Genomic DNA, 26,249 nt, shown 5'->3' on the forward strand with positions numbered 1-26,249 from the left:
TAATTGACTAATGGATACCTATGAACACTTGGACATATTTACTCAGCATCGCGACTGTGTTGGCATTAAACAGCTGTTTGGATCTTAATTTAGGTTCAAAAACCGATACCGCAACTCAGACTCAGACTGATACAGGGCAACAAACAGATACAGACACACACGAGCAAACAATTACTGACACTAACACACATACAAGTTCAAATTGTCTCGAACAAACCGATTACGCTGTATTTACTTCAAGCATAGATACAAACAAAACGGTTTCATTTGATGCATCTGAAAGCTTTATAATGGATTGTGTTACCGCTGGTGAAATTGAACGTTATCAATGGGATTTTGGTGACGGCACTATTATTACGACAAATAATCCACAAACCATTCATACCTATGCAGCTGAAGGACAATTTACAGTTACCTTAACGGTAAGTAGCGCCACTACATACATATCGTATACAAACATAATTGATGTGACGTTAGATGATAAAGTGTGTATTGAACTTGTTTCTAATCCTGCTTTTGTTTTTGAACAAAAATCAGATCAAACTTATTCTTTTGATGCGACAAACAGTTTTATATATGAAAACTGTACAACTAGTAAACCCTCACAATATAGCTGGAATTTTGGTGACGGCACGACATTAACAACTAATAATCCGCTAGTTGATTATACCTTCACACAAAGTGGCGATTATGAAGTCACGCTTACTATCATGGCTGATAGCTCGCCATATAGCCAAACTCATACGGTAAGTGTCTTTGATTTAGTTCAATGTGATATTTACCCATCTAGTTATTTTGAATCCAGTATTAAAGATGGTTTTGTGAATTTTGATGCAAGCAAAACGAAAGTCTATTCAAATAATCTTTGTTCAAATTATTCAGCCGTTGAATATCATTGGGACTTTGGAGACGGTAACAATGAAGTCACAACCGATGCATTAATTGCACATCAATATGAACAAGCTGGCAGTTATGATGTTGTATTAAATGCGACCAGTGAAAATGGATTAGTAGGTGAATTTTATCTAACCCTTGATGTTGAGCTAACCGATATCTGCGCGCCATCGCAGTCGGATTTAATGTTTGATATTGATACTTCGGGTGGAATTGATGTAGATGCCACGTTGATATTGGATGTGTCTAGCGATTTAGGGCCTCATTGTAATGCCAGTGAATACACTTGGGATTTTGGTGATGGCACGACCACAACTACCAATAGCGCGTATGTTACTCATCAATATTCACAGGCGGGTGTATATGACATTCTAGTGACAAATTCTTTAGGTCACTCTTTTTCTCAGTCAGTTAAATGGAATGATCAACTTTGTGTAATTGATGGGTATCCAATATGTGCCGTTCACAGTGGTGGTTATGAGGTGGTGGTCACGCCCCGTTTTGAAGGCTCTGCAGATGTAACTTTTACAATCGAAGACTCATCGAACTTAGTTGATCAACATACTTACAAATGGCAAACCAATGATGGACAGGCAGGAATCGGTCAAAGCTTTGATGCCATTTTTACTCAAGCTGGCGAATTTGAAATATTAGTGACCGTTCAAAATACAGGCAATACCATTTGGACAAATTTATTCACTTATGAAGTAAGAGAAGGTCAGTGTTTTGATCCTGTATCAAACCCTCGATGGACAAGTAGAAATCAATACAATGTAAATGATGATTGGAACTTACTGTTCCCCATTGAACCACCAGAGCCCCATTTAAGTGATATTAAAATTAACGGATTTAATGTCATGTTCAATGCTCAGGATTATTGGACTGGGTGTGACATGTACGTTGATGTGGTTTGGGACTTTGGTGATGGTACAACATTATCAAGCGAACACAAAACCATCACACATGACTATGAGTTAGCAGGTGAATATGTTGTGTCTATGTCTGTTTATAATGAATCCTATCAACGCACAATAGTTATTGAACCAGAAATCATGTGTTTAGCACTTCCTAACCCACAATTTGAAATTCAATCCATCGATGGTCTTGCAGTGACATTTGATGCACGAGCCTCAACAAGCTGTGCTAATTATGAATACCAGTGGAATTTTGGTGACGGAAATGTTTTAGATGGATTGGACGCGATTCAAACTCATCAATACCAACAGTCGGGCAGTTATACAGTGAGCTTGTCTTTAGCAGGCACTGATCAACAATTTACCCAAACGGTGACAGTCACAAGTACGGTAATAAGTGAAATGGTGATCACCCATAATCAAAATATACAGGATAAGACTGTAAGTTTTAGCGCCGATGCCTATTACTTGACAGTCGTAAATCAAGGTATCAGTGCTCGATTGATTATTGCTGATCCAATTCCCGTTGCGCCGCCATTAATATTTGGTTTTTCATGGGACTTTGGAGATCAAAATCAGGGCGACGGAGCATACATTCAACATACTTATACACAATTAGGCGTGTATACCGTCACTGTTACGGCAACAGATCTCCAAACAAATGAAACTCAAACCGAAACATTTGAAATTGTGATTAAATAAAAATCATTCAAAAAATAATAAAAAAGCGCAAATGATTTGCGCTTTTTTTTAACTGAAAAACCTAAGTGTGAATATCCACCTTAAAAAGTTACAATATTGGAATAAAAAATACAGACAGGTACAAACAAGGAATCTATGAAAACACTAATATTAATCGTGCTCGTATTGATTGGCATTATTCCAATACAAGCTATGGCTACCGACTGCACCATTATGCTACACGGTTTGGCTCGCACCAGTACATCAATGAATAAAATGGAACGTTACCTAGAGCGAAAAGGCCATTATGTAATCAACGACACCTACCCTTCGCGTAAACATAAAATAAAAAAACTGGCCAATGACGCGCTGGATGCCTCCTTAAAAAAATGCCAGCCCGATCAAAAAATAAATATTGTCACCCATTCAATGGGCGCAATATTATTTCGTCAATACATAGAAACCCACAGCATAAAAAATCTACAACACGTCGTCATGTTAGCGCCACCCAACCAAGGCAGCGAAATCGTCGATAAATTAGGCAACCTCCCCGGTTACAAATTAATTAATGGACCCGCAGGCGTGCAACTAGGTACAGACGAAACATCGCTACCATTACAGCTAGGACCAGCCGATTACAGCTTGGGAATCATTGCAGGAAACAAAACCATCAATTTCATGCTGTCGACTTTTTTACCCGATGCCAATGACGGAAAAGTCTCTGTGGAAAAAACAAAACTAGAAGGCATGAATCAACATTTAGTCATGCCAGTGACGCACCCGTTTATGATGCGAAGCAATAAAGTGATCAGGCAGGTGTATTATTATTTGGAAAATGGCGAGTTTAATGCGGAAATGTAGGCTCGGTATTTATGCCGAGAGTAGCGTCTTTGAGATATTATAAAGTGCTAAATTATTATTAAATTGTGTAAACTATATGACTTTCATTTAATACAATTTTTTTAATATAGTCGTCATAATTACCGTCGTAGATTCTATCCGTTACTGTATCTAGTAAATCGTCACCAAATTTAAATTCATATATTTTTTCAAATAAATATTCAGGTAATGATCCATTGATCTCTTTATTTTTAGAGTGGCATTTCCATGTAGATCGATCATTTTTAAGATACTGTGCATAGATTCTTTGAGCAAATTCTCGATCATCGATCATTTTTTGATATGTGTCTTTACCGCGCTCAACAATCCATCGAGTAAAATCCATACGCGAAAAATGATCGAAAGATACGTATTCACATAATTCAGCTAAAGCTAATGCTGCATTTTCCCACTCAACTTTAAATTGAATTAATTTAACGTCATCTAATTGCATTAATGTTTTATATAGTTTCTCTAATTCTAAGTCGGATGATTCAATCGTATTCCAAAACCAATTTGATATACATAAACTCATAAAATTTCACTTATAATTTAATAGGCCAATCTGCAAAGCCATTGATGTCTAATTATTTGAGCTGAATAACAGCCCTGCATTTATCGCACTTACTCACTGCTTCACAATAATCTCACTCTCACTTTTACCCGCATCACGATAAAACAAATTATAAGTATCAAACGGATAAATTTTTGCATCTTCGGTGACAAAATGCACACAGCTTCGTTTAACCGAAGTCGTACAAAAATCCTCGGCATCCATAAACGACATAATCACCACCCTAAATACGTTTTCATAAGTCATGGTTGGTAATGCAAATTTAGGCAAACAACACAATAATGTTTTTAATTTTTCAGATGCCAAATACGATATGGAATCAAGAGACAATACATCTTTAAGCGCTGACATTAATTGAGGATTTTTCTCCATAGACACAGAGTTGTCGACCCCTGCTAATAAAATGTCTTTTGGAATTAATCCTGAAACGGGTGTGAATTTATTAGGTTGTTTGATTGCATAACCAATACTTATATTTTCTGGATGACAAGGTAATGGCAGCATGTCTGCATCTGTGAATCCATTTTTACCGTTTATGATACTTTTACGAATTTCCGATAACGTCGTTCTCGATTTTTGATTAGGCCCGCGCCCTGCTTTTTGCATGGGTTGAAATGTGACTCCGCGAATGCATTTGTACGTTTTAGCAAACTCTATAATTTCGTCAACTTCATCATCGTTCTCACCTTGTATCACCGTGCAAACTAATGTGGTTGAAATATTATGTTTCTCTAAATTTTCCAATGCTTTTAAACGTATTTTACGGGCGTCGATTCCACGTATTTTTTTAAGCACTTCTTTTTTAAAGGAATCAAATTGCAGATAAATTTCAAAACCTGGTTGAAAGTCCTTAAGTCTTTTTACAAATTTTTCATCTTGGCTGATTTTAATACCGTTAGTGTTCACCATTAAATGACGCACAGGCGATTGTTTAATCAGTTGTAAAATATCAAAAAATTGAGGATGTAATGTGGGCTCACCACCAGAGAGTTGCACAAGATCTGGTTCTGACTCACTGGCAATTAACGTGTCTAGCATGACCTGAATATTAGCCATGGATTTAATATTGGATTTTTGTGGAGACGAATCAGCATAACAAACGGGGCAAGTCATATTGCATTCGTCGATGATATCAAAAATGGCTAAACAACTGTGTTGCTCGTGATCAGGGCATAATCCACAATCATAAGGGCAGCCTCTGTTAATAGGTGTCTGAAACACTTCAGGTAAATCGCCAGGTTTGATGTATTCTTTACAGCGTTTGTAATATTCAATATCAGTAGACACCAATACCTTTTGCACACCATGTTTTAAGCAGCGTTTTTGATAATACACATTGTCGTTTTGAAATATAATTTTAGCAGGCACTAACTCTAAACAGTGTGAACATAACGATTGCGTTTGCCCATAAAAAATATAGGGGCGCGCTTTTCGTTTATGTTCAGATTTTGTTTGGCTGATCTCGTTGATAGTCTCACTCATGTAAATTCCTTAATCGTTGTTTTACGATCATTGTGACTGCGTACAGCATTAAAAATAAAGTTAAAAAATGGAACGTATTAAATGGACCTACAATTAAATGATAAGGTTTTAAAAATTCCCAAAAAAATCGTTGTGCGCCATATACAAAGCAGAATAAATAAAATCCATAGGACAATACAAAGGGTTTATTAAATTTCAATAATCCCATAAAAATAAGTGCAAACAATACAAGCGAAAATGATTCATACAACTGAACAGGATGGCGATTAACACCATCACCAAAATCAATTGCAAACATAGAATGTGTTTCAATGCCGTAAGTAAAATCATCAAGCCCTGCAAAAAAACACCCCAATCGACCAAGGGCAATACTTAACGACAAACCCAACACATATACTGAACCAGTAGACTGTTGTATATTGGTGAATCGTTTGTAAATCTCAATGGCAACAATAGCGCCAACCAAAGCACCTACTACTGATTTGGCAATATGAATATCAGCAGAGAGCCAACTATTTAACGTACCAAACAAAAAACTGCCGATCACTAAGCCGACAGTGGCACTCAAAATATAATACGGATCTTTACCCTGGGTGACTTGAGGTGTAAATAGTGGCACATTTTTTTTAAGATAAAATGTGATTAAAAAACCAAGAAGGTAAGATGCTAAATCAAACAATAAGTGAATCATCCGGCAATTCGAACCGTCATTAGAACAGGAATACAACCAGTAAATTGTACAAACGAAATGACAATAGGGGAGGTGATCGTCCATGGAATGCTGTATTTTTTAATATTTTTAAATGAATGGATGCAATAAAATAAATTGAACATTATAAATAACAGGCTAACGATAAATCCAAATGACATACCTTCATTTGAAAAGCTAAATCGATTGTCATGTATATTATAAAAAATATTATAACCAGAAATGAATACCCCCAAACCCACATACAAATTTATTGGAATAAAAAGTAACATACTTATAATCCAACTAATAAATCGGTAGTCTTTAGTTTTTGATTCGTCATTGTTATTCATAGAAATACCAAATTTTATCATTATGGATCAATGAAAATTTATTTTTGCTAAAACAGGTATACAGCCTGCAAATTCAATAAATGAAATTAAGATTGGAATGATTAAGTACCAAACTCCTTTAAATTTATCTAAATTTCGTAACGAATACACAAAATAGAATAAGTTAAACATAATAAAAATAAAACTGATTAAAAATCCAATCGTCATTCCATCGTTAAACAAACTAAATCTATCATATTTTATATTTCTAACGACTTCATCACCAGAAAAAAACAACCCAAAGCCGACATAGAGATTGATAGGAATGAAAAGTAACAGCCCTAACACCCAAAACAGTAGTCGATTGCCATTTTCAATTTCTACTTTAACTTCATTCATTATCAAACCACCTTAATACAAATTAATAACTCATTATCATATAGAATAATTGAGTATTATGAAAACCAGCTATAAAAATTATACCCAAGTCGTTATTGAGGAAATAAATAATATACTTATAATCAAGAAATAAGACGAGTATTTTTTTAATTAAAACAATTAATAATCCTCTGAACAATCAAGATAACAATATTAGTTATTCAGAGGCTCTTTAATAATATCAGTCATATTCAAATCCTACCTCTACCTCTAGAATATTTTTATTTGTGCGCAACCAGAATATTCAATAAATGAAATAATTATAGGCGCGATTAAAAACCAAACTTTATGGAGGTTTCTTATTTTCTGATAGGATTTAATCAGGTAGAAAATATTGAAACTCATGAATAGCACGCAAACAATTAATAGCTGCATTTCATTTAAAGTGACTGACGTAAAATCCCATAAAAATAATGAACCTAATACTTCACTTATTGAAAAAACCAACCCCAATCCAACAAATAAATTTGCAGGTATAAATAGAATCGCCCCGAAAATCCAAAACCCAAAATGAAAACCTTCTGAATATTCATGATTTTTTACTTTCTGGTGAGTCATCTTTGAATCCATATTGTTTCTTTTTTGGTTATTATACTGAAACTATCAAAACTAATCCTATTTAATTTTTATGAATAAACAACTTCAATTGGCACTTTCAAACAAACATTTCGAACAACATGTCTAAATTTTCACAAAGTGGTTATTAAAGTTGCAAAAATGAAAATCGACTATGCAAATATGAATCAGTCATTTATCTATTTAAGATTGCAAATTGAATTAAATACCATTTTTCCATCTTATTTTATATGCGTTAGGCTCATCTTTGAAGCGTCATCTTTGTAAGGTCGTCTTTGAAAAGGCATCTTTGAATATTTATGCTGCTTATAAAAAATAGAATTTTTCATGAATCCATAAAATCAGTTATAGTAGCCAAGTAAACGTACCACTCATAAATAATAAGGTTGTTATTTATGATGTTGAATTGGGCGTTAAAACAATAATAACTAACTTAAACCCCTTAATAAATTTGAGAGACCCCATAATGAAAATTAAAAACTCCCCAACTAGACGCACCTTTTTGACGACATCGTTAAAAGGATTTGGTGCCGCTGCCGTTTCAACTGGCTTAATGAGCTGTGACGATGATTTACTTGCTGCTATTCTTGAAGCTCACGACGAACTTCCCTCTTCGCATATTCCTGTTGCATTTAATCATGGTGTAGCAAGTGGCGACCCAACCACAACTGCAATTATTTTATGGACACGCATAACTCCATCTAAACGTGCTCGTGCATTTAAAGTGTCTTGGGAAATCGCAACGGATATGGCTTTTAGTAATATCATTCACAATGGCGCAACCGTTACAAATGATTCACGTGATTATACAGTTAAAGTTGACGCAATTAATTTAGACCAAGGCTCTGAATATTATTATCGTTTCATTGCAAATGGCACCACATCTGAAATTGGTAAAACAAAAACACTACCAGAAGGCGCAATTGATCAAGTAAAAATGGCGGTTCTGTCCTGCTCAAATTATCCTGCTGGTTATTTTAATGTTTATAAAGTAGCAAGTGAAATGGATGACTTAGATGTTGTATTGCATTTAGGTGATTATATTTATGAATTTGATCGTGATGGTTTTGCAAGTGAATTAGACACTCAATTAGGTCGTGAAGTTTTGCCTGCTCACGAATTGTTTACCTTAGAAGATTATCGCACGCGCTATGCACAATATAGGGAGGACACCGACTTACAAGCTGTACATGCTAAATTAGCATTTATTGCAGTATGGGATGATCATGAAGTGTCTAACAACAGTTTTAAAGATGGTGCTTCTGGACACGATGAAAATTTAAATGGCAGTTATTTACTTCGCCAGCAAGGTGCACTTCAAGCGTATTTTGAATGGATGCCAATTCGCCCAGTTAGCGATGGCAACGAATTAGAAATTTACCGCAGCTTTAAGTTTGGTGAGTTAGTTGATTTACACATGCTGGACACTCGTGTAGTAGGCCGAGAAAAACAACTTGAGTTTGAAACTTACATTGATCCAGCAACAGGCGCATTTGACGGTGCGTTATTTACAGCAGATATAAGCGATCCAACAAGAACCATGTTAGGAGCCACTCAACGTCAATGGCTACAAACACAACTTGCACAAAGCACAGGTACTTGGCAATTATTAGGACAGCAGGTGTTAATGGGTGCCATGAAATTACCTGCAGCAGTTGCATTAAATTTAATGTCTCCTGCGCAATATGCAGAGCTTGGAGGACTTGCCCAATTAGCCGGTCGTGCACAAGCGGGCGACCCTACTTTAACTCCAAGTGAATTAGCTTATTTAAGTGCAAACCAAACTAAATTAACACCACAAGTTATTACTCAATTACAAATGCCAAATATTCCATATAATTTAGATGCTTGGGATGGTTATGCAGTAGAGCGTGAAGTGATTTTACAAACCGCCAAAGCATACGGAAAAAACCTAGTCGTTATTGCTGGGGACACTCACAATAGTTGGTGTAATGATTTGGTAGATATCTCAGGCGACAATGTGGGTGTCGAGTTTGCAACTGCTTCCGTAAGCTCACCAGGGCTTGAATATTTCATTAACATTCCTGCGGATCAAGTGATTACTACTGAATACGGCATTACCTCTTTAGTTGAAAATTTACGTTACTGTAACTTATCAGATCGTGGATTAATGACTTTAACATTCACTGAATCCGAAGCAACATCAAACTGGTATTATGTGGATACTGTGATTGATAAAAACTTCACAATCAATAATGCACGAAGCAAACAAGCCAGCGTACAAATTGGTCAAAACAAAGCGATTCTTGCTTAATTTTATTAATGCTCGACATTAATATGTCGAGCATTTTTATCATAATATAAAGTGTAATCCTACGATGATAATTTCTTATTTAAAATTTTGTTTGGATGCCAAATTAAAAGACATACAATAATTAGAATTGCATTAAACATTGGAAATGCCGATATCGTTAAATCGACGTTTGAATTTATTGTATAAGCAATACCAACTAATAAATCCAAAATTTGAATTCCAATCATCGCATTAATTAATAAACCATGATTCGCTGCTTGTTTCGAAATCATCCAGAACACTACTCCAAGCACCAAAAATCGGGCCGCTAACATTCCAAATGGGTATAAAATATCCGACGCCACTTCAGAGTGCCCAATTGCTGCTAATAATTGATTTGGCAAAACAAGATATCCGATGCCCAATATTAGTTGTATGATGGCAATAATTTTTAATATAAATGTTAACATTGTGTTTTCTCGATTGAATTAGGAAAACACACAATAGATTCATTTCACTTTGAATATAAGTACTGACTAAAATGCAACCGACTAACCAAAAAGTAAGTAACAGTGATTTAAAGCCTTGTGATGATCAATGCCCAATAAAATTATGCGCAACATTAATTGAAAAGAAATGGACAACGTTAATTATTAGAGAATTAGCAAGGGGTGAAAAACGATACTTTGAAATAGAGGCGGCACTTTATTCGATCAGTGCAAAAGTATTAAGTGAACGACTGCGCCATTTAGAGTCATTAGGTGTTATTGATCGACAGGTATTTAATACCATCCCTCCAAGCACCTGTTACTCTTTAAGTGCATTAGGATTTGATTTTCTTCCAGTGTTAAGTGCAATGGCGCAGTTTGGTGAAAAATTAAAAAATTAAGTCCGTAAAATTCCTAAAATATCTAAGCCATTGCTGAACAATACTTTGTATGTTTTAAAGCACTCATCTAAATGCCATCCGAACTGGACGCTTACTAGATTGATGCGTATAGTTCGCTCCAAATAACCGAACAACCAAAGTGGAAACAATCATGAAATTATTAGTACGTAACTTAGATCGCGCAACAACCAAAGAAGAATTAATGGATTTATTTCAAGACTGCGGAAGCGTACAATCTTGCGATTTAGTCACAGACCAAGCAACAGGTGAATCAAAAGGTTTTGGATTTGTTGAAATGCCTAAAAATATTGAAGCTAAAACGGCCATTAAAAACTTAAATAATAAATTAGTCGGTAAAAATAGAATTAGAGTAAAAGTAGCTGAAAATAAATCAGCTTAATATTTTAAATAAATAGCCAAGTTTAATACTTGGCTTTTTTATTTTTAAAACACCATTTCAAATCCTAATTACAATCCAAATAATCCATCTGTTTCATCTTGATGTGTATGACACATATTACATGATTCAATTGCGCCAAATTGCCACTTGCCGTGTTCATCTACTTCAACAACACCTTGAGTATTTGCCACAGCAAACACCCAATCATTTGACATTGGGTTACTTCCTTTATCCGCTTTAACTGTAGCGGTAATTTTAGTTGCTTCGTTATCCTCATTATATAAAACACGTATAACTGTTGAACCAATTGGAAATGAAGAATCGCTGTTTAAAGATTTGTATTGTTCGGCTTGATCCGATGTGACCCAAACTCTAATTTTGTCATTTGAAACTGATGAATGTGTCTCACCATTTGTGACTTCTTTAAAGTTATCTCCTTGATAGGTTTTAATTTGTAATTTTGTATAAGCTAATAATTCATCCTCTTGGGAGAGATTCCAAAATGTAATTTGATTCGCAAAAAAACCAACTTCAGTAATTTTATCTTCCTGAAGACAGCTTGTTAATGTTGAAGCAAAAACAATAAGAGAGATTGAATGTTTTAATAATAATTTATGCATTTTAGACAACTCATTCTTAATAATTAGCTCTACAATTATCATAAATATAAAATTTACGTGTGACTTACCTCTCAAATTAATACATCATTTTAATTTAAAAAAATAATGACACCTAAATTTTTAGTATATGACAAAAATGGTCACAAACTGAAAAATATAATCGCAATAAATACATTAAATTTTAAGAAATGATATAAAAGAATATTTTTTAATAGGATAAATTTATATAGTGATCGATTTATATAGCTGACTGATTATTGTACAATTTAAAATCTAAGTATTAAAATCTAAGTGTTAACATCTAAGTATTAATAGTGCGCAATAAATAGCTGCATAGTATCTCAATACTTTATCTGTGATTTACGTATGATTTGTGCAGATCAACAAAATACTCCTTAATTTTCATTACTAAAGAACCAATATGATTAAATTTGATGACATATACCAAATTGCTTTAAATCACAAAGGAAGCATCAACGAAATTGAATACGACTTACCCGCCTCGTTAGATTCTAAGAGCTTTCTTGAGATTCCAGACGATCGTTGGTTAGCCAATATGACCATGTGTATTTTTCAGGCGGGTTTTGTTTGGCGTGTTATACGAAATAAATGGCCTGATTTTGAAATTGCCTTTAGTAAATTTCATCCGCGCTATTGGGCACAGGTGCCACCTGAAGTACTAGAAGCGTTAGCAAAAGACACTCGAATTGTAAGAAATGCACAAAAAATTAATACAGTGCCATTAAATGCTCAATTTATATTAGACACTCAAAAAACTCATGGTACCTTTAGCGCATGGGTAAACCATTTTGAAGACGATAATTTACATGGACTATATCAAGAACTAAAAGATCGTGGATCTCGACTTGGTGGCAACAGCGCCATGTATTTAATGCGCATGACAGGCAAAGATACCTATTTATTTAGTAACGATGTCGTGTCTGCATTAATTCGTGAAAAAGTAATCGATAAAAACCCGACAAGCAAAAAAGCGAAAGCTGCGGTTAATGAAGCATTTTGCACATGGAAACAACAAAGTGGCCGCTCCTTTGGCGAGATTTCAAGAATATTAGCCATGACCGTTTGGAATGAATAAACGGTTTCGATCATAACATTAAAAAGAAGGTCATTATGTTTTCTTCAAATATTGCATTATTTCATGTGGTTTGCGCGCTGGTTGCATTGCTATCTGGTGCGCTTGTGCTTTTGATCAACAAAGGAACCGCTAAACACAAAATGGTTGGGTACGCTTATTTTAGCTCAATGCTATTAATGAATGTCTCGGCATTATTCACGCAATCGTTATATACATTTGGCCCATTTTATTGGATGGCTTTAGGTTCACTTGCTACTGTTTGCGCAGGCCTTGCTGTCCCCGTATTTTTTAGAAAAAATAAAAACTGGTTACGCCTGCATTATGATTTTATGCTCTGGTCTTATGTGGGGTTAATTGCGGCATTATTTTCAGAAATTATAGTCAGAGTGCCAGCCATTTCAAATGTTGTAGGTGGCGGATTATTATTTTGGTTGTTGGTTGGATTTGCCAGTATTGGTACGTTTACTATTGGTGGGCGTTTAATTTCTAGCAAGCGTAAAATGTTTGTTTAAGTAAAAATTAAATCTTCAAAACAGACACCCACTTTTGCTTATTCTCACAATAAATCTCGACCTTACAATATAGAAAACGACCAACCTGTAGGTTCGGGATTCATTCCGAAAAAACTAACCCAATCATTAAAACAAAATTTGTAAAAACCCTCACAATGATTCCCGAGCCTACAGTGTTGAAAATAATCTTTTATGTAGGTTCCGGATTCATCGTCACAGGGATGTGACTAATTAGAATTGTGCCAGGAGCATGCAATCGTTCAAAAAAAACACCTGTAAGTTCGGGATTCATTCCGAAAAAACTAACCCAATCATTAAAAAACAAAATTTGTAAAAACCCTCACAATGAATCCCGACCCTACAGTGTAGAAAATGAACAACAAGGACAGGCAACTAAATAAAAACCAATGACATCTAAAAATAAATAAGGCACATATTTTAGAAAATATGATGCCTTAACAAATTAATCTGTTAAAAAAGAGATCACACAGAGGGAATTGCTACAATTATCGAGCATTGCTCAATTCGAAGGCGCAGGGAATTCAATCAAAATTTATTGATTCGAATAAAAGCTAATAAAATATGTATGAATAATAAAAAAGGAAGCTAAAGCCCAAGAACACTTAATGATTTCACCCAGCCACAAGCTCGCTTGAGTCCAAATTTAGAAAAATGCTGATCGATACTGGATGCTTTGCCAATTAAGTTAGCAAAGCTATTGTTGATATTCAGTGACGCATTTAAAAACAACGTTTCGGACAAATCGAGTCGAGTTAATATGTCGGGTAATCCACTATCGATTTTTCCTTTTTTACTTTCTGCACATTGTTTTCCTGTCCAGTCTACTAATTCTAAATACGCCTTAGTTGAAATTTGAATGTGGGTTTTACAGTGTTTTGAAAGAGGTAATAAATCATTCGGTTGATCTTTTACTAGATTAGAATTGTTTGATTTTTTAAAGCACTCACTTCTTTTTTTGATTGATGTATATTCAGATTCTTCAGGTGTTTTAGTCATTTGAGCGCGCACAGGATTTAAATCTACATAAACCATGGCGGCTAATAATCCTTCATCGTCTAAAATCGCTTTTGATTTATATCGACCCTCCCAAAATTTGCCTGTGCAGTTATCTTCAATATTTGAGAGTCTAGAAATCGGCTCATTAATATTTTTCATAAACCAACCAATATTAATCAATCGATTACGCCAAATTTCAACGGTTTCGGCTAGCAAAATACGTTCTTGTGGGTTGAGTTTAGAGCCATCTAAAAACGCTCTAGAGATCATCGTACCCGTATACAATTGATGCCAGCGCTTGATTACCTCGGCAGCAGACCAAGACTCAGCCTGTTTAACGTTCACGCTAATCACCAAATGATAATGGTTATTCATGATTGCATATGAGGCGACATCAATTGCAAATATGCTGGGCAGTTTTAATAAAATATCTTCAACCCATGCACGGCGATGCTCAAAATCTTGGTTGGTATACTCATCTTTACCGCACAGAAATGCGCGACGCACGCAACGGCAGGTAATTAAGTATTTTGTAGTAGCAGTATAATTTACTAGGCGTTTTCTCGCTTTTGTCATGTTGATTCCTAATTGATTAATCAAATGACAACAAATTCAATCCATTTGAATTATGTTGTCTTTATATTTATAAAATGATAGATCGATTGTGAGGGTTGTCAAATTATTTTAATTAGCCTGTCCTTTTTAGCCGCTTTTTAGCCGCTTTTTAGCCGCTTTTTAGCCGCCCTTTTTAGCCTGCAAAAAACAAAATTTGTAAAAACCCTCGGAATGAATCCCGAGCCTACAGTGTTGTAAATAATCTTTTCTGTATGTTTCGAATTCATTCGAAAAACAACCCAATGCTTAAAAAAAATTTGTAAAAACCCTCACAATGAATCCCGAGCCTACAGTGTTGTAAATAATCTTTTATGTAAACCACCGACTCAAAACAGACACCCACTTTTGCCTATTTGAAAAAACTATCCAGCTCATTTAAAAAAACAAAATTTGTAAAAACACCCTCATTCAACCCCATTCTAAAAGAAAGTATTCGGGGGTTACTCAAAAATAGGTGTAATCTTACTGACTTCTAACTGGATGGCAGTAATAACTTTAATGTACTTTGAATCCATTTGGGGCTTGCTCATATGCTATCGTATAAAGAGTTTTTAGAGAGAATAAAATGAAACGAATTCTAAGTACGTTTATATTGATGTTGTTACTCAACAATCAATCCATTGCAGATGAAATTAGATTTGTCGGTGAGACCTATTGCCCATACCTCTGTGAAAAAGATCAAGAAGGTTTTATGCTTGAAATTGCGCGAGTGGTTTTTGAAAACAACGGCCATATGATCACTTATCAAGCATTGCCTTGGTCAAGAGCTCTGTTGACCATTCACAAAAACAAGCAAGCTGATGCGCTGCTTAGTGTTGTTAAAGAATCTGAACCAAACTTGATTTATCCAACCGAAGAACTTGGACATATTAAGGGCTGTTATTTCACATCTGAAAATAGTGATTGGAAATATACAGGTTTGAAGTCTTTAGAAGATATAACACTTGGACTGATTGATAATTATGGGTATGGGGCTGACCCTGTATTAGCTAAGCATATTGAAAAATTCAAAAACGATAAAAATAGAATAATCTTTCTTGCAGGAACAAGTACGTCCATCACACAGATTCTTCACATGATAGAAAGAGGAAGGGTTTCAGGCACTACGGATGATCAATACGTTGTTAATTACACTATAAAGAAAAACAATATAACTGGAATCAGACTGGCTGGGTGTTCTGGGGCAAATATTCCACTTTATATTGGATTTTCTCCTTTTAACCCTAAAGCTAAAGAATATGCAGAAATACTCAGCGCTGGGATTCAAACTTTAAGAAAATCTGGCGAACTGGAAATAATTCTTAACAAATACGGTGTGTCTGATTGGAAATAACATGAAGCCTACTATTAAAACAATTCAACGGCGGCTTCTTGGTTATAGCCACGTTCACGTTCATTAATTTCATTCAAGACAATTTCTTTTAATTCTAAAAGTTCGTTACCTGATAATTGATTTAATTCAACGCCAGCAAACACCCGTTTTGACAAATAGTCTTGCTCGGCACAGCGTTTATGAGCCACTCCTTTAGCAGGCACTGTAATAAGGTTTTCATGTTTAAAGCCTTTTGTGATTAATGGTGTTTTGCAATAAATACAACGCATAGGCTAGGCCCCTTAAATTCTAATAACTACCAAAATATATAAATTTATACGGAGATTTTTTCAATGCTGATTTACATTTTTCGTAAAGAAATGTATTTGATCCATTGGATAATTTTTGAGACTTGATGTCAGTCACCTTAAAACCGTAATCTACAATACTTCTCAAGAGTTCAAATCCGGCGCAGATCTGTAAGTGCGCTACTCCCACATACTTCTTATGCATCAAGTTAAACGCAATATCGTTTAGGATATGGATGTCTAACTCTAACGTCTAATCAAGCGCAATAAGGGAAGTAATTTTTTATTGTCCGTCCTTGGATTGCTTCTTTAATTCGATTTTGATTATAAATGGATTAAATTTTTGGTTGCGTAATTTAGCCAGGGGTCGGATCCATTTTTTAAATCATTTTTTTGGATCCGACCCCTGGCTAATTGGTTTATTTATTCTAAACAGGAAAATGCATCGTTAATTAATTCCATAGCATTGGCATTGACATTGACATTGACATTGTTGATGCTATTTGATCTTAGGTAGACGCCCATTCCAACAAGTTGCATTTGTAAAAGTCGTGCAAGCCGGCTTGGATTTTTTGATGCACTTAACTCACCTTGTTGTTGAGCTTGTTCAAGTAAGTCTGCAATCGCTGTTTCAATTTTGTTAAGTAATGTCTTTGCTTGAGTTAATAATTCTGCCTGGTCTTCGGTTAATTCTGCAATGGTTTTAACTAACATGCACATACTGCTGGGGGAAGGTTTTTGCTTGTTTAAAATTGTCTCAGTTATAAATTCTTTGATGGCTTCTATTGGCGACCCCGTTTCTTGTAGGCAATTGTCTAAACGCGTCATGCTCGATTGGGCATAATGATTTAACGATTCTTGAAACAACCCCTCTTTACTACCAAAGCTTGCGTAAATACTGCCCGGGCGCATATCAATAGCGTCTTGCAAATTGCGCATGGATGTTCCATGAAAGCCTTTACTCCAAAAAAGTTGGGTAGCTTTGTCGATCGCGATTTCTCTGTTGTGTTTTACAGGGTTGGCCATTTAAATTCCAATGAATTGAACAATTGTTCAATTTTATCTTGAACGTTCGTTCAAATCTAGCTATAGTTTTTGTTGTTGAACGATCGTTCATGTTGGCGATTAGGGTTCAACTTCACTTAATTCAATTATTGAGCAGGCATTCAAATGAAGAATTTTAAAATACACACACTAGAAACCGCGCCCGAAGCAAGCAAACCTTTATTAGAAACATCTCTTAAAACAAATGGCATGATTCTAGGTTTACATGGCGTGCTGGCAGAAGTGCCTGAATTACTAAATGCGTATCAGCAATTGCATTCTTTGTTTATGAAAACGTCATTTAACAAAGAAGAGCTAACCGTTGTTTGGCAAACCATCAACGTTGAGCACAACTGTCATTATTGCGTGCCAGCTCATACCGGGGTTGCAAATTTGATGAAGGTCGACCCGGCATTAACCGAAGCGTTACGAAATGGCACGTCGATGACCACTGAAAAATTACAAGTGTTACACGAAACTACCTTAGCCATGGTGCGAAATCGCGGGAATTTAAGTAACGATCAATTAGACGCGTTTTATCAAGCGGGGTATGAGCCGAGTCATTTATTAAATATTGTGCTGGGCATGTCACAAAAGGTGATCAGTAATTACACGAATCATTTAGTGAAAACACCTATCGATGCGCCGTTTCAAAAGTACGCTTGGACACAATAAACCGCGATAGCGGAGACTGATTATTAGTTAGATTTTAATGAGTTACGTATTATCTTGATCATATTTTGAGTAGAGCTAGACTCTCTACTTTATTAAATTGCTTTAAAACTTAGGTGCATCATGAAATCAGATATTGTTATAACAGGTATGGGCGCAATTACGCCTTTAGGCTGTGGCGTTGAAAAAGTTTGGGGTCGTTTGGTTGCTGGCGAAAGCGGAATAACGCTTATCGAACAACTACAGGAAGATGGCAGCCCTGTTCACATGGCGGGTATGGTGCCAAGTATTGAAGATGATCCAGACGCTGGTTTGGATGCTACATCTATCGTACCTAAGAAAGAACTGAAGAAGATGGATCGCTTCACTTTGTATGCAATGGCAGCAGCGAAAGAAGCACTAGAACAAGCAAATTGGTTCCCTGAGTCTGATGAAGACAAAGCGAACACGGCGACGATTATTGGTTCAGGTATCGGTGGTTTCCCAACGATTACTAACGCACAACGTACAATGGAATCACGTGGTTTTAAGCGCTTGTCTCCATTTGTTGTTCCGTCTTTCTTAGCGAATCTAGCCGCTGGTAACGTATCCATTAAGTATGGATTTCGTGGCCCAATGGGCTGCCCCGTGACAGCTTGTGCAGCGGGTATTCAAGCGATTGGTGATGGCGCTCGTATCCTTAGGAGCGGCGAAGCGAAAGTCGCGTTAGTGGGAGGTGCAGAAGCATGTGTTGACCCACTAGCCCTTGCAAGCTTTAACGCAATGAAGGCGTTGTCATTAAGGCACGACGATCACAAAAGTGCATCGCGTCCTTTTGATAAAAATCGCGATGGTTTCGTGATGGGTGAGGGTGCCGGTCTAATCGTTATTGAAACTAGAGAACACGCTGAAGCTCGTGGCGCAAAGATTCTTGCGATACTAAGCGGGTACGGCACAAGCTGTGACGCTCATCATATCTCATCTGGTCCAGATGATGGTGCAGGGGGAGCGCAGGCAATGCGTGCAGCACTTAAACAAGCAGGATTAACACCTTCAGATATTGATTATGTAAACGCTCACGCAACATCCACACCAGTTGGTGATCGCGCTGAGGTTGCAGGCCTTCGTTCGATATTTGGTGATGGTATCGCGAATACTCCAATTTCATCAACGAAGTCTTCAACGGGTCATTTATTGGGTGCTGCGGGTGGTATTGAGACTATTTTTACAATCCAAGCACTACAGAAAGGTATCTTACCGCCAACAATCAACTTGTCAGAACCTGATGAGAGCTTCGAAGGTTTAAACTTTGTACCGAATGTTCCTCAAAAAGCTGATATCAAACATGCGCTATGTAATGGTCTAGGTTTTGGTGGTGTAAACGCTGCGGTTGTTATCAGCAAAGTTTAATACTTGATTGGTTTCTCAAAGGGGTTAAAAAAGCGCTCACTGGGTTAATTGGGTTAATTGGGTTAATTGGTGAGGGCTTTTTTAGAAGCTTCCAGGAAAAAAGTGATGACTTTGCCCTATTCCATACATAGAAAAAATCAAAACAAAAAAGCCTTGTCTGTATAATGGTTAGCGACAAAACATACCTCTTTCCAACTATTACTTATGATGTCCGTTCTATTTTCTGCCTTCTATTTTCTTAGGTGTCTCTTCTATTGTTTTCTACTATTGTTTTCTACTCTTCTATTGTTTTTCTTTTAACATAAGTTGTAATTGCAATATCGTATTTTGATTTCTAGCGGTGCAGCTTACTTTTAATTTTTTTTCAACACGCTCTGCTAATTTTGAGCGCCCAATGCCTTCTGGTGCATACAAATAAAATACATCGTTAATTAATTGATAGGACTCAGAGGGTTTTTTTATTTCATCTAATATTTCAGTCAATGCCTGTTTGGAAATTTGAGGTTGGGTTTTGCAAAAGTAATAATGCAATTGTTTGCCCTCATCGGCAGTGAACGGACAATTTTTGATGCTTGTTAATAATTGGTCTTTAGTTAACATCATCACATCTGGGCAAAAGCCAAATTCTGCTTCAATTAATTTACCCATGTCCAAATCAAAGTGCTCACAACTAAATACAACATTACCTGATTGAATGTAAGTTTGAATGTCGTGTAAGCCATGTTTAGTCAGCAATGCTTTAAGCTCCTTCATGGGCAGTTTGTTTTTACCACCAACATTAATGCCTCTTAAAAGTGCGATATAAGTATTCATAATGATTGCTCTTAAAATCTATTCGGTAATCGAACTATATGCCATACTGTTATTTTTTTAAATTTTAAATTATGAAACATACACTTTTGCGCAAAATAATTTATGCAACCATTGCAATTGCTCTATGCATTATCAGTGTATTTGTCTTTAAATTGGGAATCACTCAAATTAAAGATACCCGTTATATTTCGCGCCTACAAATTGCCCCTATCGCAATTACAGTACAGGGCGATTATTTAATAAGTGGTCAAATTTATGGTGTCACTCATTTATTATTAACACCATTTAGCGAGCAGCAGGCGTTGATATTTGATTTTAAAATTGAAGAACGTTATATCAACAGCGATGGCGATACAAAATGGCGAACCACTCATCATCGAACCGAGGCAGTGGATTTTTATATTGAAGATAGCAGCGCTAAAACACGAGTCAGTTTAAATAATTACGATTTAGCGAATATTCCAATTCAATTTCCACATCAAAATACAACCTCAACAGAAGGGTATCGTTATACAGAAAAATGGATCACCAGCCACGATTTTCTGACTATGTTTGGCTTTAAACCCAATGCTAATTTAAATGTATTTACAATTTCACCTAATGCGAACAAACCTTATTTCATTAATGGCAATGGTAAAGATGCTCAATTACAAACCATGGGACTTAAAGGACTTTTTAGTATTTGGCTTGCATTAAGTTTCACCACGATTGCTTTAGTATTAATATTCAGTGCCTTAAGCAAGCATCGCATAATTGGGTTTTTAACAGTTTTAAGTGTCGTACAAATTACGCTACTACTCATTGCTGGTAGCTCATTAATTAAACGTGATATTACGCAAACTGCAAATTACTTAAAAGAACAACAGCTTAATATTCGATTATTAGAAAACAAAGACACCCAACAAAAATTTATAGAGCAATATTATCAACAGATTTATAGTAATGCGCATTATCAACTGCATCATTTTCCAGATAATATCATTGCGTTTTTTAGCTCTATAGTTTTACCTGAAGCCGATTTAGACATTTTACCCAATAATATTAAAAAAGTAGAATTGCAACATGGATCTATTATTTGGATTTTAATTGTCAGCTTATGTTTGCTTATTTTGTTTTTATGGATTGGATTAAAATACACCATTTCCAAACGAATGATCGAAAATATACCAACCAGTAAAATTAAAGGCGTGATGATTGGTTTAAGCGAAATCAAAGGTAAAATGATTCAATACCAAGATCAAATATTAACATCACCTCTAACTTCAACAACATGCTGTTGGTATGATTATAAAGTAGAAGAGCTTAAACAAAGTGGTAAAGACAAATCGTGGAAAACCATTGAAAAAAGAAGCGAATGGAAATTATTAAAATGCAAAGACGATTCAGATGGCGAGATGATCATCAATCCATCTAATGCGGATATATCATCACAATATGAATCAAGTGAGCGCATAGGGAATTTTCGTTATAGCGAAACCTGTTTGCCGTTTAATCAATTGATCTATTTATTTGGAAACGTCAGTGTTGGGCATGCAACGGGTAATGTCATGATGAAAACTCAAACCGATCAAAAGTTAATAATAAGCACATTTAACGAAAACAGTATTATGCTTAAAAAAGGTATGGTTGCCATGAGCATGATGGGCGCTGTATTTTCATTGTCCATTTTATTTGGATTATTAACCATGGCACGAATTGGTTCGTTTGAGCCAAGTAATTATGTACTGTTAGCGTTGTGTGTTCCTGTTTTTTTAATGGCTGTGGTGGGAGTATTGCATTATAACGATATTTTATTTTTACAAAACAGAGCTGACAGAAATTTTGCGAATATTCAAGTGACCCTTAAAAAGCGTTATGATTTACTAACGAATTTACAAAAAGTCGTAAAGGGATATTTACAACATGAGCACAAATTATTACAAGCATTATCAGTATTACGATCTAACTTTAATAAAGCATTAAATTACGATCAAGCGACACCCGATCGCGTAAAAAAGATCATGCAACAAGAATTACATTTTCAACAAAGCTTTAACATGATTGCTGAAGACTACCCGGATTTAAAAAGTGATGAATTAATTCAAGATTTTATGAACCGTCAAACAAAAATGGAAAATGAAATCAGTTTAATTCGAGAAGGATACAACGACGCGGTGAATCGTTACAACGAACGCATTCAATCGTTCCCTGACAAATTATTAGCTAATCATTTTGGTTTTGCTAAAAAAAGATACGCCTAGAGGTAATAATGATAAATTTAAGTGGAAACTGGACACTAACAGATGAGAATAATGATTTCTCTGTACAGATGAATATTCCTGGCGATGCAATTAGTGCATTATTGCAAGCTAATAAAATTGATGACCCCTATTATGGGAAAAACGAATACGACACTCGTTGGATCGCTCAACGAGTTTGGAGTATTAAACGCACATTTGAATTTACAAATTTAGAAAATGAAGCGTTTGAATTAAACGTCAGTGAAGTGGATTGTTTAGCAAAAATTTATATTAATTCTAAATTAGTATTAGAAACCAATAATGCGTTTTGTGAATTTTTTGCCGATATAGATTCGGTTTTAGTTGAAGGTATAAATGAAATTGAAATTGAATTTTTATCCAACACCGAACAGGCCAGTAAAATTCAAAATCAACAACCCTATTACATTCCTTATTTAGAATTTAATTGCGATATTCCAGATGGCAATATGCTGCGTAAAACACAGTGTGATTTTGGCTGGGATTGGAATATAGCGTTAGCGCCGTTTGGATTGTATGGTAACATCCAAATATTAAAAAAGTCTGCCCGAGTACAATCGGTACTAGTGCATCAAGTACATGCCGTTGATCATGTTGAATTGCAAATAGATTTAGAGATCATTAATTTTACTCGATCATGTGAAGTAGATTTTGAAATAGATGGAAAAGTATTAACCCATTTAGCATCTTCAGCTGTGAGTCAGTTTGTAATAGAAATTGATCATCCAAAACTTTGGTGGCCTGTCGGTTGGGGTGATCAATATCTTTATGAATTAAATATTAATTTAAATGATGTGAAAACCACAAAAAAAATTGGCTTACGTCAAATTAAATTATTAACTAACCAAGATGAAATTGGCGCTGAGTTTATGTTTGAAGTAAATTCACATAAATTATACGCTCGTGGCGCCAATTGGATTCCGCAAGATGCATTACATAGTAATATCACTCAAGAAAAAACAAGACAGCTATTACAATCTGCATTAGATGCAAATATGAATATGATTCGTATTTGGGGAGGCGGGCGTTATGAAACTGATTGGTTTTATGATATGTGCTCACAGATGGGAATCTTAGTTTGGCAGGATTTTATGTTCGCTTGTAATATTTATCCAAGTGATCAACACTTTTTAGATAATGTTGCATTAGAAGTGGTACAACAGGTTAAACGATTAAATACACATTCGTGTTTAGCATTATGGTGTGGTGACAATGAATTAATTGGTGCGCTAAATTGGTTTGACATTACTAAGCAGCATCGCGATCGATATCTGGTAGGATACGATCGATTAAACAGAACGATCGAACAAAATTTAAAACAAACCGACCAACATGCTATTTGGTGGCCATCCAGTCCATCACCAGGACCTATGAATTTTGGCGATGCTTGGCACGATGATCGATCAGGAGATATGCATTTTTGGGACGTGTGGCATTCGGGTAAATCCTTTGATCATTATCGCAGCATTAAACCAAGATTTTGCAGTGAATTTGGTTTTCAATCCTTTCCGTCAATGCATATTATTAAACAATTTTCTCAAGAAAAAGATTGGAATATTGCAAGCCCAATTATGGAAAGTCATCAAAAAAACGATGGTGGAAATGCACGCATTGCAGAAACTATGTTTCGTTATTTTCGTTTTCCTAATGGGTTTGAAAATTTTGTTTACCTGTCACAAATTCAGCAAGGTTTAGCAATTCGAACCGCCGTTGAATATTGGAGAAGCATCAAACCACATTGCATGGGAACATTGTATTGGCAATTAAACGATACTTGGCCCGTTGCAAGTTGGTCCAGTTTAAATCATGGTGGATCATGGAAAGCGATGCATTATATGGTCAAACGTTTTTATCAACCTGTTGCTGTATTTGCTATTGAAAAGGACGGTATGATTCAATTTAGTTGTGTGAATGATACGATTATTTCTACTGACGTGACATTAGACGTGTCGATATGTGATTTAAAAGGGAACACAAAACAATTAACACAACGCATACAAACCATCACGACACACACAAATCATATTTTATTAGAAATTCCTGTTACTCAATTAGCAGAAGAAGAATTAATTATTTATTCTTTTAACGCAACAAATGGAATGAGTGGTCAAGATCACTTTAGTTTAGTGCCATATAAATCTTTAGATTTACAAGACAGTCAGATAAAAATGGACACTAAAATTGTGGATGACTGCATTCATATAGAATTAGAAAGCCAAGCGTTAGCATTATTTGCCACTATTGAATGTGATGTGGATGTCAGCTTAAGTGATAACGTTCTAATGTTGCTACCAGGTTATACGCAAACGATCATTTTAGAAGTTGCAAAAGAACATTTAGGACGAGCAATGGCAAGTTTGCGAGTGACGGATTTATATAGCTGTTGTTATTAAATTTTCTTCAGTAAAAATTCAGGTGGGCATTGCCCACCTTTTTTTATTTCAAAGTTAACGCTGCATGTTCAAACTCAATGCCATCCCATCCGAATTTAATAAAATTACGAATATTTGCATGGTCATCATTTTTTGGATGTTGCAAAACATCCACACGATAGTAATCACCAAAACACATTAATGTTTGTGATTGATCTAGATTATTTAGTTGAGCAAAAGCAAATATTTTACAAGATCCTTCATTGGTACCTAGTTCGTTATGGGTGTCGCCATTTTTAAATGCCGAAGGCGAATAGATATAATTTTTTGTGATCACCTCCATTGTATCTGAAAATTGTACTGAATCCGGTTGAGTTGATAATCTGTTTATAAATGTTTGAACTGACATGGTTGCCCTTGTAAAAATAGAGATAAGTGAAATTTTAAATAAAAAAAACGGCCAAATTAATGGCCGTTTTTTTTATGTTTTGAAAAATTAATGAATATTAATTATTCAGCAACAATTGGAGTCAATGTTAATTCAACACGACGGTTTGAAGCACGACCTTCTACCGTTGCATTGTCATATTTTGGCATAGTTTCGCCACGACCAATTGCTTCGATACGGAATTCAGCGACGTTTTTATCCAAGATGTATTGACCAACAGCTAGTGCGCGTTTTTCAGATAATGCTTGGTTTAATTCGTCAGACCCTGTTGAGTCGGTGTGGCCTTCAACAGTAATAATTGTTTGGTCAAATTCTTCTAAAACTAAAACCACACCATCTAACGTGTTAGTGAATTCAGCATTTAAGTCAGATTTACCAGTAGCAAAGGTGATTTCACCAGGCATGTTTAAAATAATTTCATCGCCATTACGTGTAACAGAAACGCCAGTGCCCGCTAATTTATCACGCATTTTGTTTTCTTGTTTGTCCATGTATCCGCCAACTGCACCACCAGCAATACCACCAGCTGCGCCGCCGATCATAGCGTTTTTAGCACGTTCTTCAGGTGTTTTACCTGTTGCTAAACCAATTAATGCACCGCCAGCTGCGCCGATTGCTGCACCGATTGTTAATTTAGATGTTTTCTTTTCGCCTGTGTATGGATCAACAGTTGAACAACCAACCAATACAAGAGATGCGCTTACGGCTACTGCTAAAAGTTTGTGCTGAAATTTCATTATTATTTCCTCGATAGTTAAAATTCAATTATAAA

Annotated in this window: 26 protein-coding genes; 12 read left to right on the top strand and 14 right to left on the bottom strand. The window is 35.6% G+C overall.

The features are described 5' to 3' along the window. Positions 1-20: 20 nt before the first annotated feature. Both TYM08_RS19320 and TYM08_RS19325 read left to right on the top strand, forming a co-directional pair. Positions 21-2,510 carry a PKD domain-containing protein gene (locus tag TYM08_RS19320; RefSeq protein ID WP_422380790.1) on the top strand — a complete coding sequence of 830 codons (2,490 nt, stop codon included), beginning with the start codon at positions 21-23 and terminating at the stop codon, positions 2,508-2,510. A gap of 135 nt (positions 2,511-2,645) precedes the next feature. Then, positions 2,646-3,350 (top strand): esterase/lipase family protein, encoded by a 705-nt coding sequence (locus TYM08_RS19325; protein ID WP_422380791.1) that lies wholly within the window; start codon positions 2,646-2,648, stop codon positions 3,348-3,350. Between the two features lie 58 nt (positions 3,351-3,408). Here the strand turns inward: TYM08_RS19325 and TYM08_RS19330 are convergent, their stop codons facing one another. The 6 genes from TYM08_RS19330 to TYM08_RS19355 all read right to left on the bottom strand — a co-directional run bounded on the left by TYM08_RS19330 (position 3,409) and on the right by TYM08_RS19355 (position 7,440). Continuing rightward, on the bottom strand, positions 3,409-3,903 hold the full coding sequence (locus tag TYM08_RS19330; RefSeq protein ID WP_422380792.1) for a hypothetical protein: 495 nt from the start codon (positions 3,901-3,903) through the stop codon (positions 3,409-3,411). Positions 3,904-3,996: 93 nt separating this feature from the next. Next, on the bottom strand, positions 3,997-5,424 hold the full coding sequence (locus TYM08_RS19335) for a radical SAM protein (protein ID WP_422380793.1): 1,428 nt from the start codon (positions 5,422-5,424) through the stop codon (positions 3,997-3,999). Beyond that, the gene (locus TYM08_RS19340; RefSeq protein WP_422380794.1) at positions 5,417-6,115 is read right to left on the bottom strand and encodes a prolipoprotein diacylglyceryl transferase family protein; all 699 of its coding nucleotides are present in this window, start codon (positions 6,113-6,115) and stop codon (positions 5,417-5,419) included. Before TYM08_RS19340 ends, TYM08_RS19335 begins: the two co-directional genes overlap by 8 nt. Continuing rightward, positions 6,112-6,465, bottom strand: a complete 354-nt coding sequence (locus TYM08_RS19345) for a hypothetical protein (protein ID WP_422380795.1) — start codon at positions 6,463-6,465, stop codon at positions 6,112-6,114. Before TYM08_RS19345 ends, TYM08_RS19340 begins: the two co-directional genes overlap by 4 nt. Before the next feature lie 27 nt (positions 6,466-6,492). Continuing rightward, entirely contained in the window at positions 6,493-6,843 is a 351-nt protein-coding gene (locus TYM08_RS19350; RefSeq protein WP_422380796.1) for a hypothetical protein, read from the bottom strand. Positions 6,844-7,092: 249 nt separating this feature from the next. Next, entirely contained in the window at positions 7,093-7,440 is a 348-nt protein-coding gene (locus TYM08_RS19355) for a hypothetical protein (RefSeq protein WP_422380797.1), read from the bottom strand. Between the two features lie 484 nt (positions 7,441-7,924). Here TYM08_RS19355 and TYM08_RS19360 point away from each other — a divergent pair, with 484 nt between their 5' ends. Beyond that, positions 7,925-9,733 carry an alkaline phosphatase D family protein gene (locus TYM08_RS19360; RefSeq protein ID WP_422380798.1) on the top strand — a complete coding sequence of 603 codons (1,809 nt, stop codon included), beginning with the start codon at positions 7,925-7,927 and terminating at the stop codon, positions 9,731-9,733. Between the two features lie 59 nt (positions 9,734-9,792). Here the strand turns inward: TYM08_RS19360 and TYM08_RS19365 are convergent, their stop codons facing one another. Next, a complete protein-coding gene (locus tag TYM08_RS19365) occupies positions 9,793-10,182 on the bottom strand; it encodes a hypothetical protein (protein WP_422380799.1) in 390 nt (129 codons plus the stop codon). 71 nt (positions 10,183-10,253) lie between these two features. Between TYM08_RS19365 and TYM08_RS19370 the strand changes: the two genes are divergently transcribed. Further along, a complete protein-coding gene (locus TYM08_RS19370) occupies positions 10,254-10,601 on the top strand; it encodes a winged helix-turn-helix transcriptional regulator (protein WP_422380800.1) in 348 nt (115 codons plus the stop codon). 151 nt (positions 10,602-10,752) lie between these two features. After that, complete coding sequence (locus tag TYM08_RS19375) at positions 10,753-11,001, top strand: RNA recognition motif domain-containing protein (RefSeq protein WP_422380801.1); 249 nt, start codon at positions 10,753-10,755, stop codon at positions 10,999-11,001. 68 nt (positions 11,002-11,069) lie between these two features. On the opposite strand, the gene TYM08_RS19380 is transcribed toward TYM08_RS19375, so the two are convergent. Next, complete coding sequence (locus TYM08_RS19380) at positions 11,070-11,621, bottom strand: hypothetical protein (RefSeq protein WP_422380802.1); 552 nt, start codon at positions 11,619-11,621, stop codon at positions 11,070-11,072. Positions 11,622-12,042: 421 nt separating this feature from the next. Here TYM08_RS19380 and TYM08_RS19385 point away from each other — a divergent pair, with 421 nt between their 5' ends. Both TYM08_RS19385 and TYM08_RS19390 read left to right on the top strand, forming a co-directional pair. After that, positions 12,043-12,717, top strand: coding sequence for a DNA-3-methyladenine glycosylase I (locus tag TYM08_RS19385; RefSeq protein WP_422380803.1), 675 nt, complete (start codon positions 12,043-12,045; stop codon positions 12,715-12,717). A gap of 35 nt (positions 12,718-12,752) precedes the next feature. Further along, entirely contained in the window at positions 12,753-13,229 is a 477-nt protein-coding gene (locus TYM08_RS19390; protein WP_422380804.1) for a DUF2306 domain-containing protein, read from the top strand. A gap of 606 nt (positions 13,230-13,835) precedes the next feature. Here TYM08_RS19390 and TYM08_RS19395 read toward each other — a convergent pair. Next, positions 13,836-14,822: a transposase gene (locus TYM08_RS19395; protein ID WP_422380805.1), complete on the bottom strand. Its 987-nt coding sequence runs from the start codon at positions 14,820-14,822 to the stop codon at positions 13,836-13,838. Positions 14,823-15,426: 604 nt separating this feature from the next. On the opposite strand from TYM08_RS19395, the gene TYM08_RS19400 reads away from it, so the two are divergent. Next, positions 15,427-16,194 (top strand): substrate-binding periplasmic protein, encoded by a 768-nt coding sequence (locus tag TYM08_RS19400; RefSeq protein WP_422380806.1) that lies wholly within the window; start codon positions 15,427-15,429, stop codon positions 16,192-16,194. Between the two features lie 14 nt (positions 16,195-16,208). Here the strand turns inward: TYM08_RS19400 and TYM08_RS19405 are convergent, their stop codons facing one another. Both TYM08_RS19405 and TYM08_RS19410 read right to left on the bottom strand, forming a co-directional pair. Continuing rightward, on the bottom strand, positions 16,209-16,463 hold the full coding sequence (locus TYM08_RS19405) for a hypothetical protein (protein WP_422380807.1): 255 nt from the start codon (positions 16,461-16,463) through the stop codon (positions 16,209-16,211). 441 nt (positions 16,464-16,904) lie between these two features. Then, the gene (locus TYM08_RS19410; protein WP_422380808.1) at positions 16,905-17,507 is read right to left on the bottom strand and encodes a TetR/AcrR family transcriptional regulator; all 603 of its coding nucleotides are present in this window, start codon (positions 17,505-17,507) and stop codon (positions 16,905-16,907) included. A 144-nt stretch (positions 17,508-17,651) separates the two neighbouring features. Between TYM08_RS19410 and TYM08_RS19415 the strand changes: the two genes are divergently transcribed. Further along, a complete protein-coding gene (locus TYM08_RS19415; RefSeq protein ID WP_422380809.1) occupies positions 17,652-18,200 on the top strand; it encodes a carboxymuconolactone decarboxylase family protein in 549 nt (182 codons plus the stop codon). A gap of 120 nt (positions 18,201-18,320) precedes the next feature. Continuing rightward, complete coding sequence (fabF, locus tag TYM08_RS19420) at positions 18,321-19,586, top strand: beta-ketoacyl-ACP synthase II (protein WP_422380810.1); 1,266 nt, start codon at positions 18,321-18,323, stop codon at positions 19,584-19,586. A gap of 282 nt (positions 19,587-19,868) precedes the next feature. Here fabF and TYM08_RS19425 read toward each other — a convergent pair whose 3' ends face one another. Next, on the bottom strand, positions 19,869-20,399 hold the full coding sequence (locus TYM08_RS19425; protein ID WP_422380811.1) for a DUF1697 domain-containing protein: 531 nt from the start codon (positions 20,397-20,399) through the stop codon (positions 19,869-19,871). 71 nt (positions 20,400-20,470) lie between these two features. Between TYM08_RS19425 and TYM08_RS19430 the strand changes: the two genes are divergently transcribed. Together TYM08_RS19430 and TYM08_RS19435 are read left to right on the top strand one after the other, a co-directional pair. Beyond that, positions 20,471-22,639 carry a LemA family protein gene (locus tag TYM08_RS19430; protein ID WP_422380812.1) on the top strand — a complete coding sequence of 723 codons (2,169 nt, stop codon included), beginning with the start codon at positions 20,471-20,473 and terminating at the stop codon, positions 22,637-22,639. Between the two features lie 8 nt (positions 22,640-22,647). Then, positions 22,648-25,050, top strand: coding sequence for a beta-mannosidase (locus TYM08_RS19435; RefSeq protein WP_422380813.1), 2,403 nt, complete (start codon positions 22,648-22,650; stop codon positions 25,048-25,050). Between the two features lie 43 nt (positions 25,051-25,093). On the opposite strand, the gene TYM08_RS19440 is transcribed toward TYM08_RS19435, so the two are convergent. Further along, the gene (locus TYM08_RS19440) at positions 25,094-25,438 is read right to left on the bottom strand and encodes a HopJ type III effector protein (protein ID WP_422380814.1); all 345 of its coding nucleotides are present in this window, start codon (positions 25,436-25,438) and stop codon (positions 25,094-25,096) included. Between the two features lie 101 nt (positions 25,439-25,539). Next, the gene (locus TYM08_RS19445) at positions 25,540-26,214 is read right to left on the bottom strand and encodes an OmpA family protein (RefSeq protein WP_422380815.1); all 675 of its coding nucleotides are present in this window, start codon (positions 26,212-26,214) and stop codon (positions 25,540-25,542) included. Between the last annotated feature and the right edge of the window lie 35 nt (positions 26,215-26,249).

This window comes from Marinicellulosiphila megalodicopiae, from assembly GCF_045862395.1.
GTDB lineage: Bacteria > Pseudomonadota > Gammaproteobacteria > Pseudomonadales > Natronospirillaceae > Marinicellulosiphila > Marinicellulosiphila megalodicopiae.

What these genes read in the sequence shown, in the direction of transcription:
- TYM08_RS19320 (WP_422380790.1), top strand. Translation starts at nt 21, where the DNA reads ATGAACACTTGGACATATTTACTCAGCATCGCGACTGTGTTGGCATTA.
- TYM08_RS19325 (WP_422380791.1), top strand. Translation starts at nt 2,646, where the DNA reads ATGAAAACACTAATATTAATCGTGCTCGTATTGATTGGCATTATTCCA.
- TYM08_RS19330 (WP_422380792.1), bottom strand. Translation starts at nt 3,903, where the DNA reads ATGAGTTTATGTATATCAAATTGGTTTTGGAATACGATTGAATCATCC.
- TYM08_RS19335 (WP_422380793.1), bottom strand. Translation starts at nt 5,424, where the DNA reads ATGAGTGAGACTATCAACGAGATCAGCCAAACAAAATCTGAACATAAA.
- TYM08_RS19340 (WP_422380794.1), bottom strand. Translation starts at nt 6,115, where the DNA reads ATGATTCACTTATTGTTTGATTTAGCATCTTACCTTCTTGGTTTTTTA.
- TYM08_RS19345 (WP_422380795.1), bottom strand. Translation starts at nt 6,465, where the DNA reads ATGAATAACAATGACGAATCAAAAACTAAAGACTACCGATTTATTAGT.
- TYM08_RS19350 (WP_422380796.1), bottom strand. Translation starts at nt 6,843, where the DNA reads ATGAATGAAGTTAAAGTAGAAATTGAAAATGGCAATCGACTACTGTTT.
- TYM08_RS19355 (WP_422380797.1), bottom strand. Translation starts at nt 7,440, where the DNA reads ATGACTCACCAGAAAGTAAAAAATCATGAATATTCAGAAGGTTTTCAT.
- TYM08_RS19360 (WP_422380798.1), top strand. Translation starts at nt 7,925, where the DNA reads ATGAAAATTAAAAACTCCCCAACTAGACGCACCTTTTTGACGACATCG.
- TYM08_RS19365 (WP_422380799.1), bottom strand. Translation starts at nt 10,182, where the DNA reads ATGTTAACATTTATATTAAAAATTATTGCCATCATACAACTAATATTG.
- TYM08_RS19370 (WP_422380800.1), top strand. Translation starts at nt 10,254, where the DNA reads ATGCAACCGACTAACCAAAAAGTAAGTAACAGTGATTTAAAGCCTTGT.
- TYM08_RS19375 (WP_422380801.1), top strand. Translation starts at nt 10,753, where the DNA reads ATGAAATTATTAGTACGTAACTTAGATCGCGCAACAACCAAAGAAGAA.
- TYM08_RS19380 (WP_422380802.1), bottom strand. Translation starts at nt 11,621, where the DNA reads ATGCATAAATTATTATTAAAACATTCAATCTCTCTTATTGTTTTTGCT.
- TYM08_RS19385 (WP_422380803.1), top strand. Translation starts at nt 12,043, where the DNA reads ATGATTAAATTTGATGACATATACCAAATTGCTTTAAATCACAAAGGA.
- TYM08_RS19390 (WP_422380804.1), top strand. Translation starts at nt 12,753, where the DNA reads ATGTTTTCTTCAAATATTGCATTATTTCATGTGGTTTGCGCGCTGGTT.
- TYM08_RS19395 (WP_422380805.1), bottom strand. Translation starts at nt 14,822, where the DNA reads ATGACAAAAGCGAGAAAACGCCTAGTAAATTATACTGCTACTACAAAA.
- TYM08_RS19400 (WP_422380806.1), top strand. Translation starts at nt 15,427, where the DNA reads ATGAAACGAATTCTAAGTACGTTTATATTGATGTTGTTACTCAACAAT.
- TYM08_RS19405 (WP_422380807.1), bottom strand. Translation starts at nt 16,463, where the DNA reads ATGCGTTGTATTTATTGCAAAACACCATTAATCACAAAAGGCTTTAAA.
- TYM08_RS19410 (WP_422380808.1), bottom strand. Translation starts at nt 17,507, where the DNA reads ATGGCCAACCCTGTAAAACACAACAGAGAAATCGCGATCGACAAAGCT.
- TYM08_RS19415 (WP_422380809.1), top strand. Translation starts at nt 17,652, where the DNA reads ATGAAGAATTTTAAAATACACACACTAGAAACCGCGCCCGAAGCAAGC.
- fabF (WP_422380810.1), top strand. Translation starts at nt 18,321, where the DNA reads ATGAAATCAGATATTGTTATAACAGGTATGGGCGCAATTACGCCTTTA.
- TYM08_RS19425 (WP_422380811.1), bottom strand. Translation starts at nt 20,399, where the DNA reads ATGAATACTTATATCGCACTTTTAAGAGGCATTAATGTTGGTGGTAAA.
- TYM08_RS19430 (WP_422380812.1), top strand. Translation starts at nt 20,471, where the DNA reads ATGAAACATACACTTTTGCGCAAAATAATTTATGCAACCATTGCAATT.
- TYM08_RS19435 (WP_422380813.1), top strand. Translation starts at nt 22,648, where the DNA reads ATGATAAATTTAAGTGGAAACTGGACACTAACAGATGAGAATAATGAT.
- TYM08_RS19440 (WP_422380814.1), bottom strand. Translation starts at nt 25,438, where the DNA reads ATGTCAGTTCAAACATTTATAAACAGATTATCAACTCAACCGGATTCA.
- TYM08_RS19445 (WP_422380815.1), bottom strand. Translation starts at nt 26,214, where the DNA reads ATGAAATTTCAGCACAAACTTTTAGCAGTAGCCGTAAGCGCATCTCTT.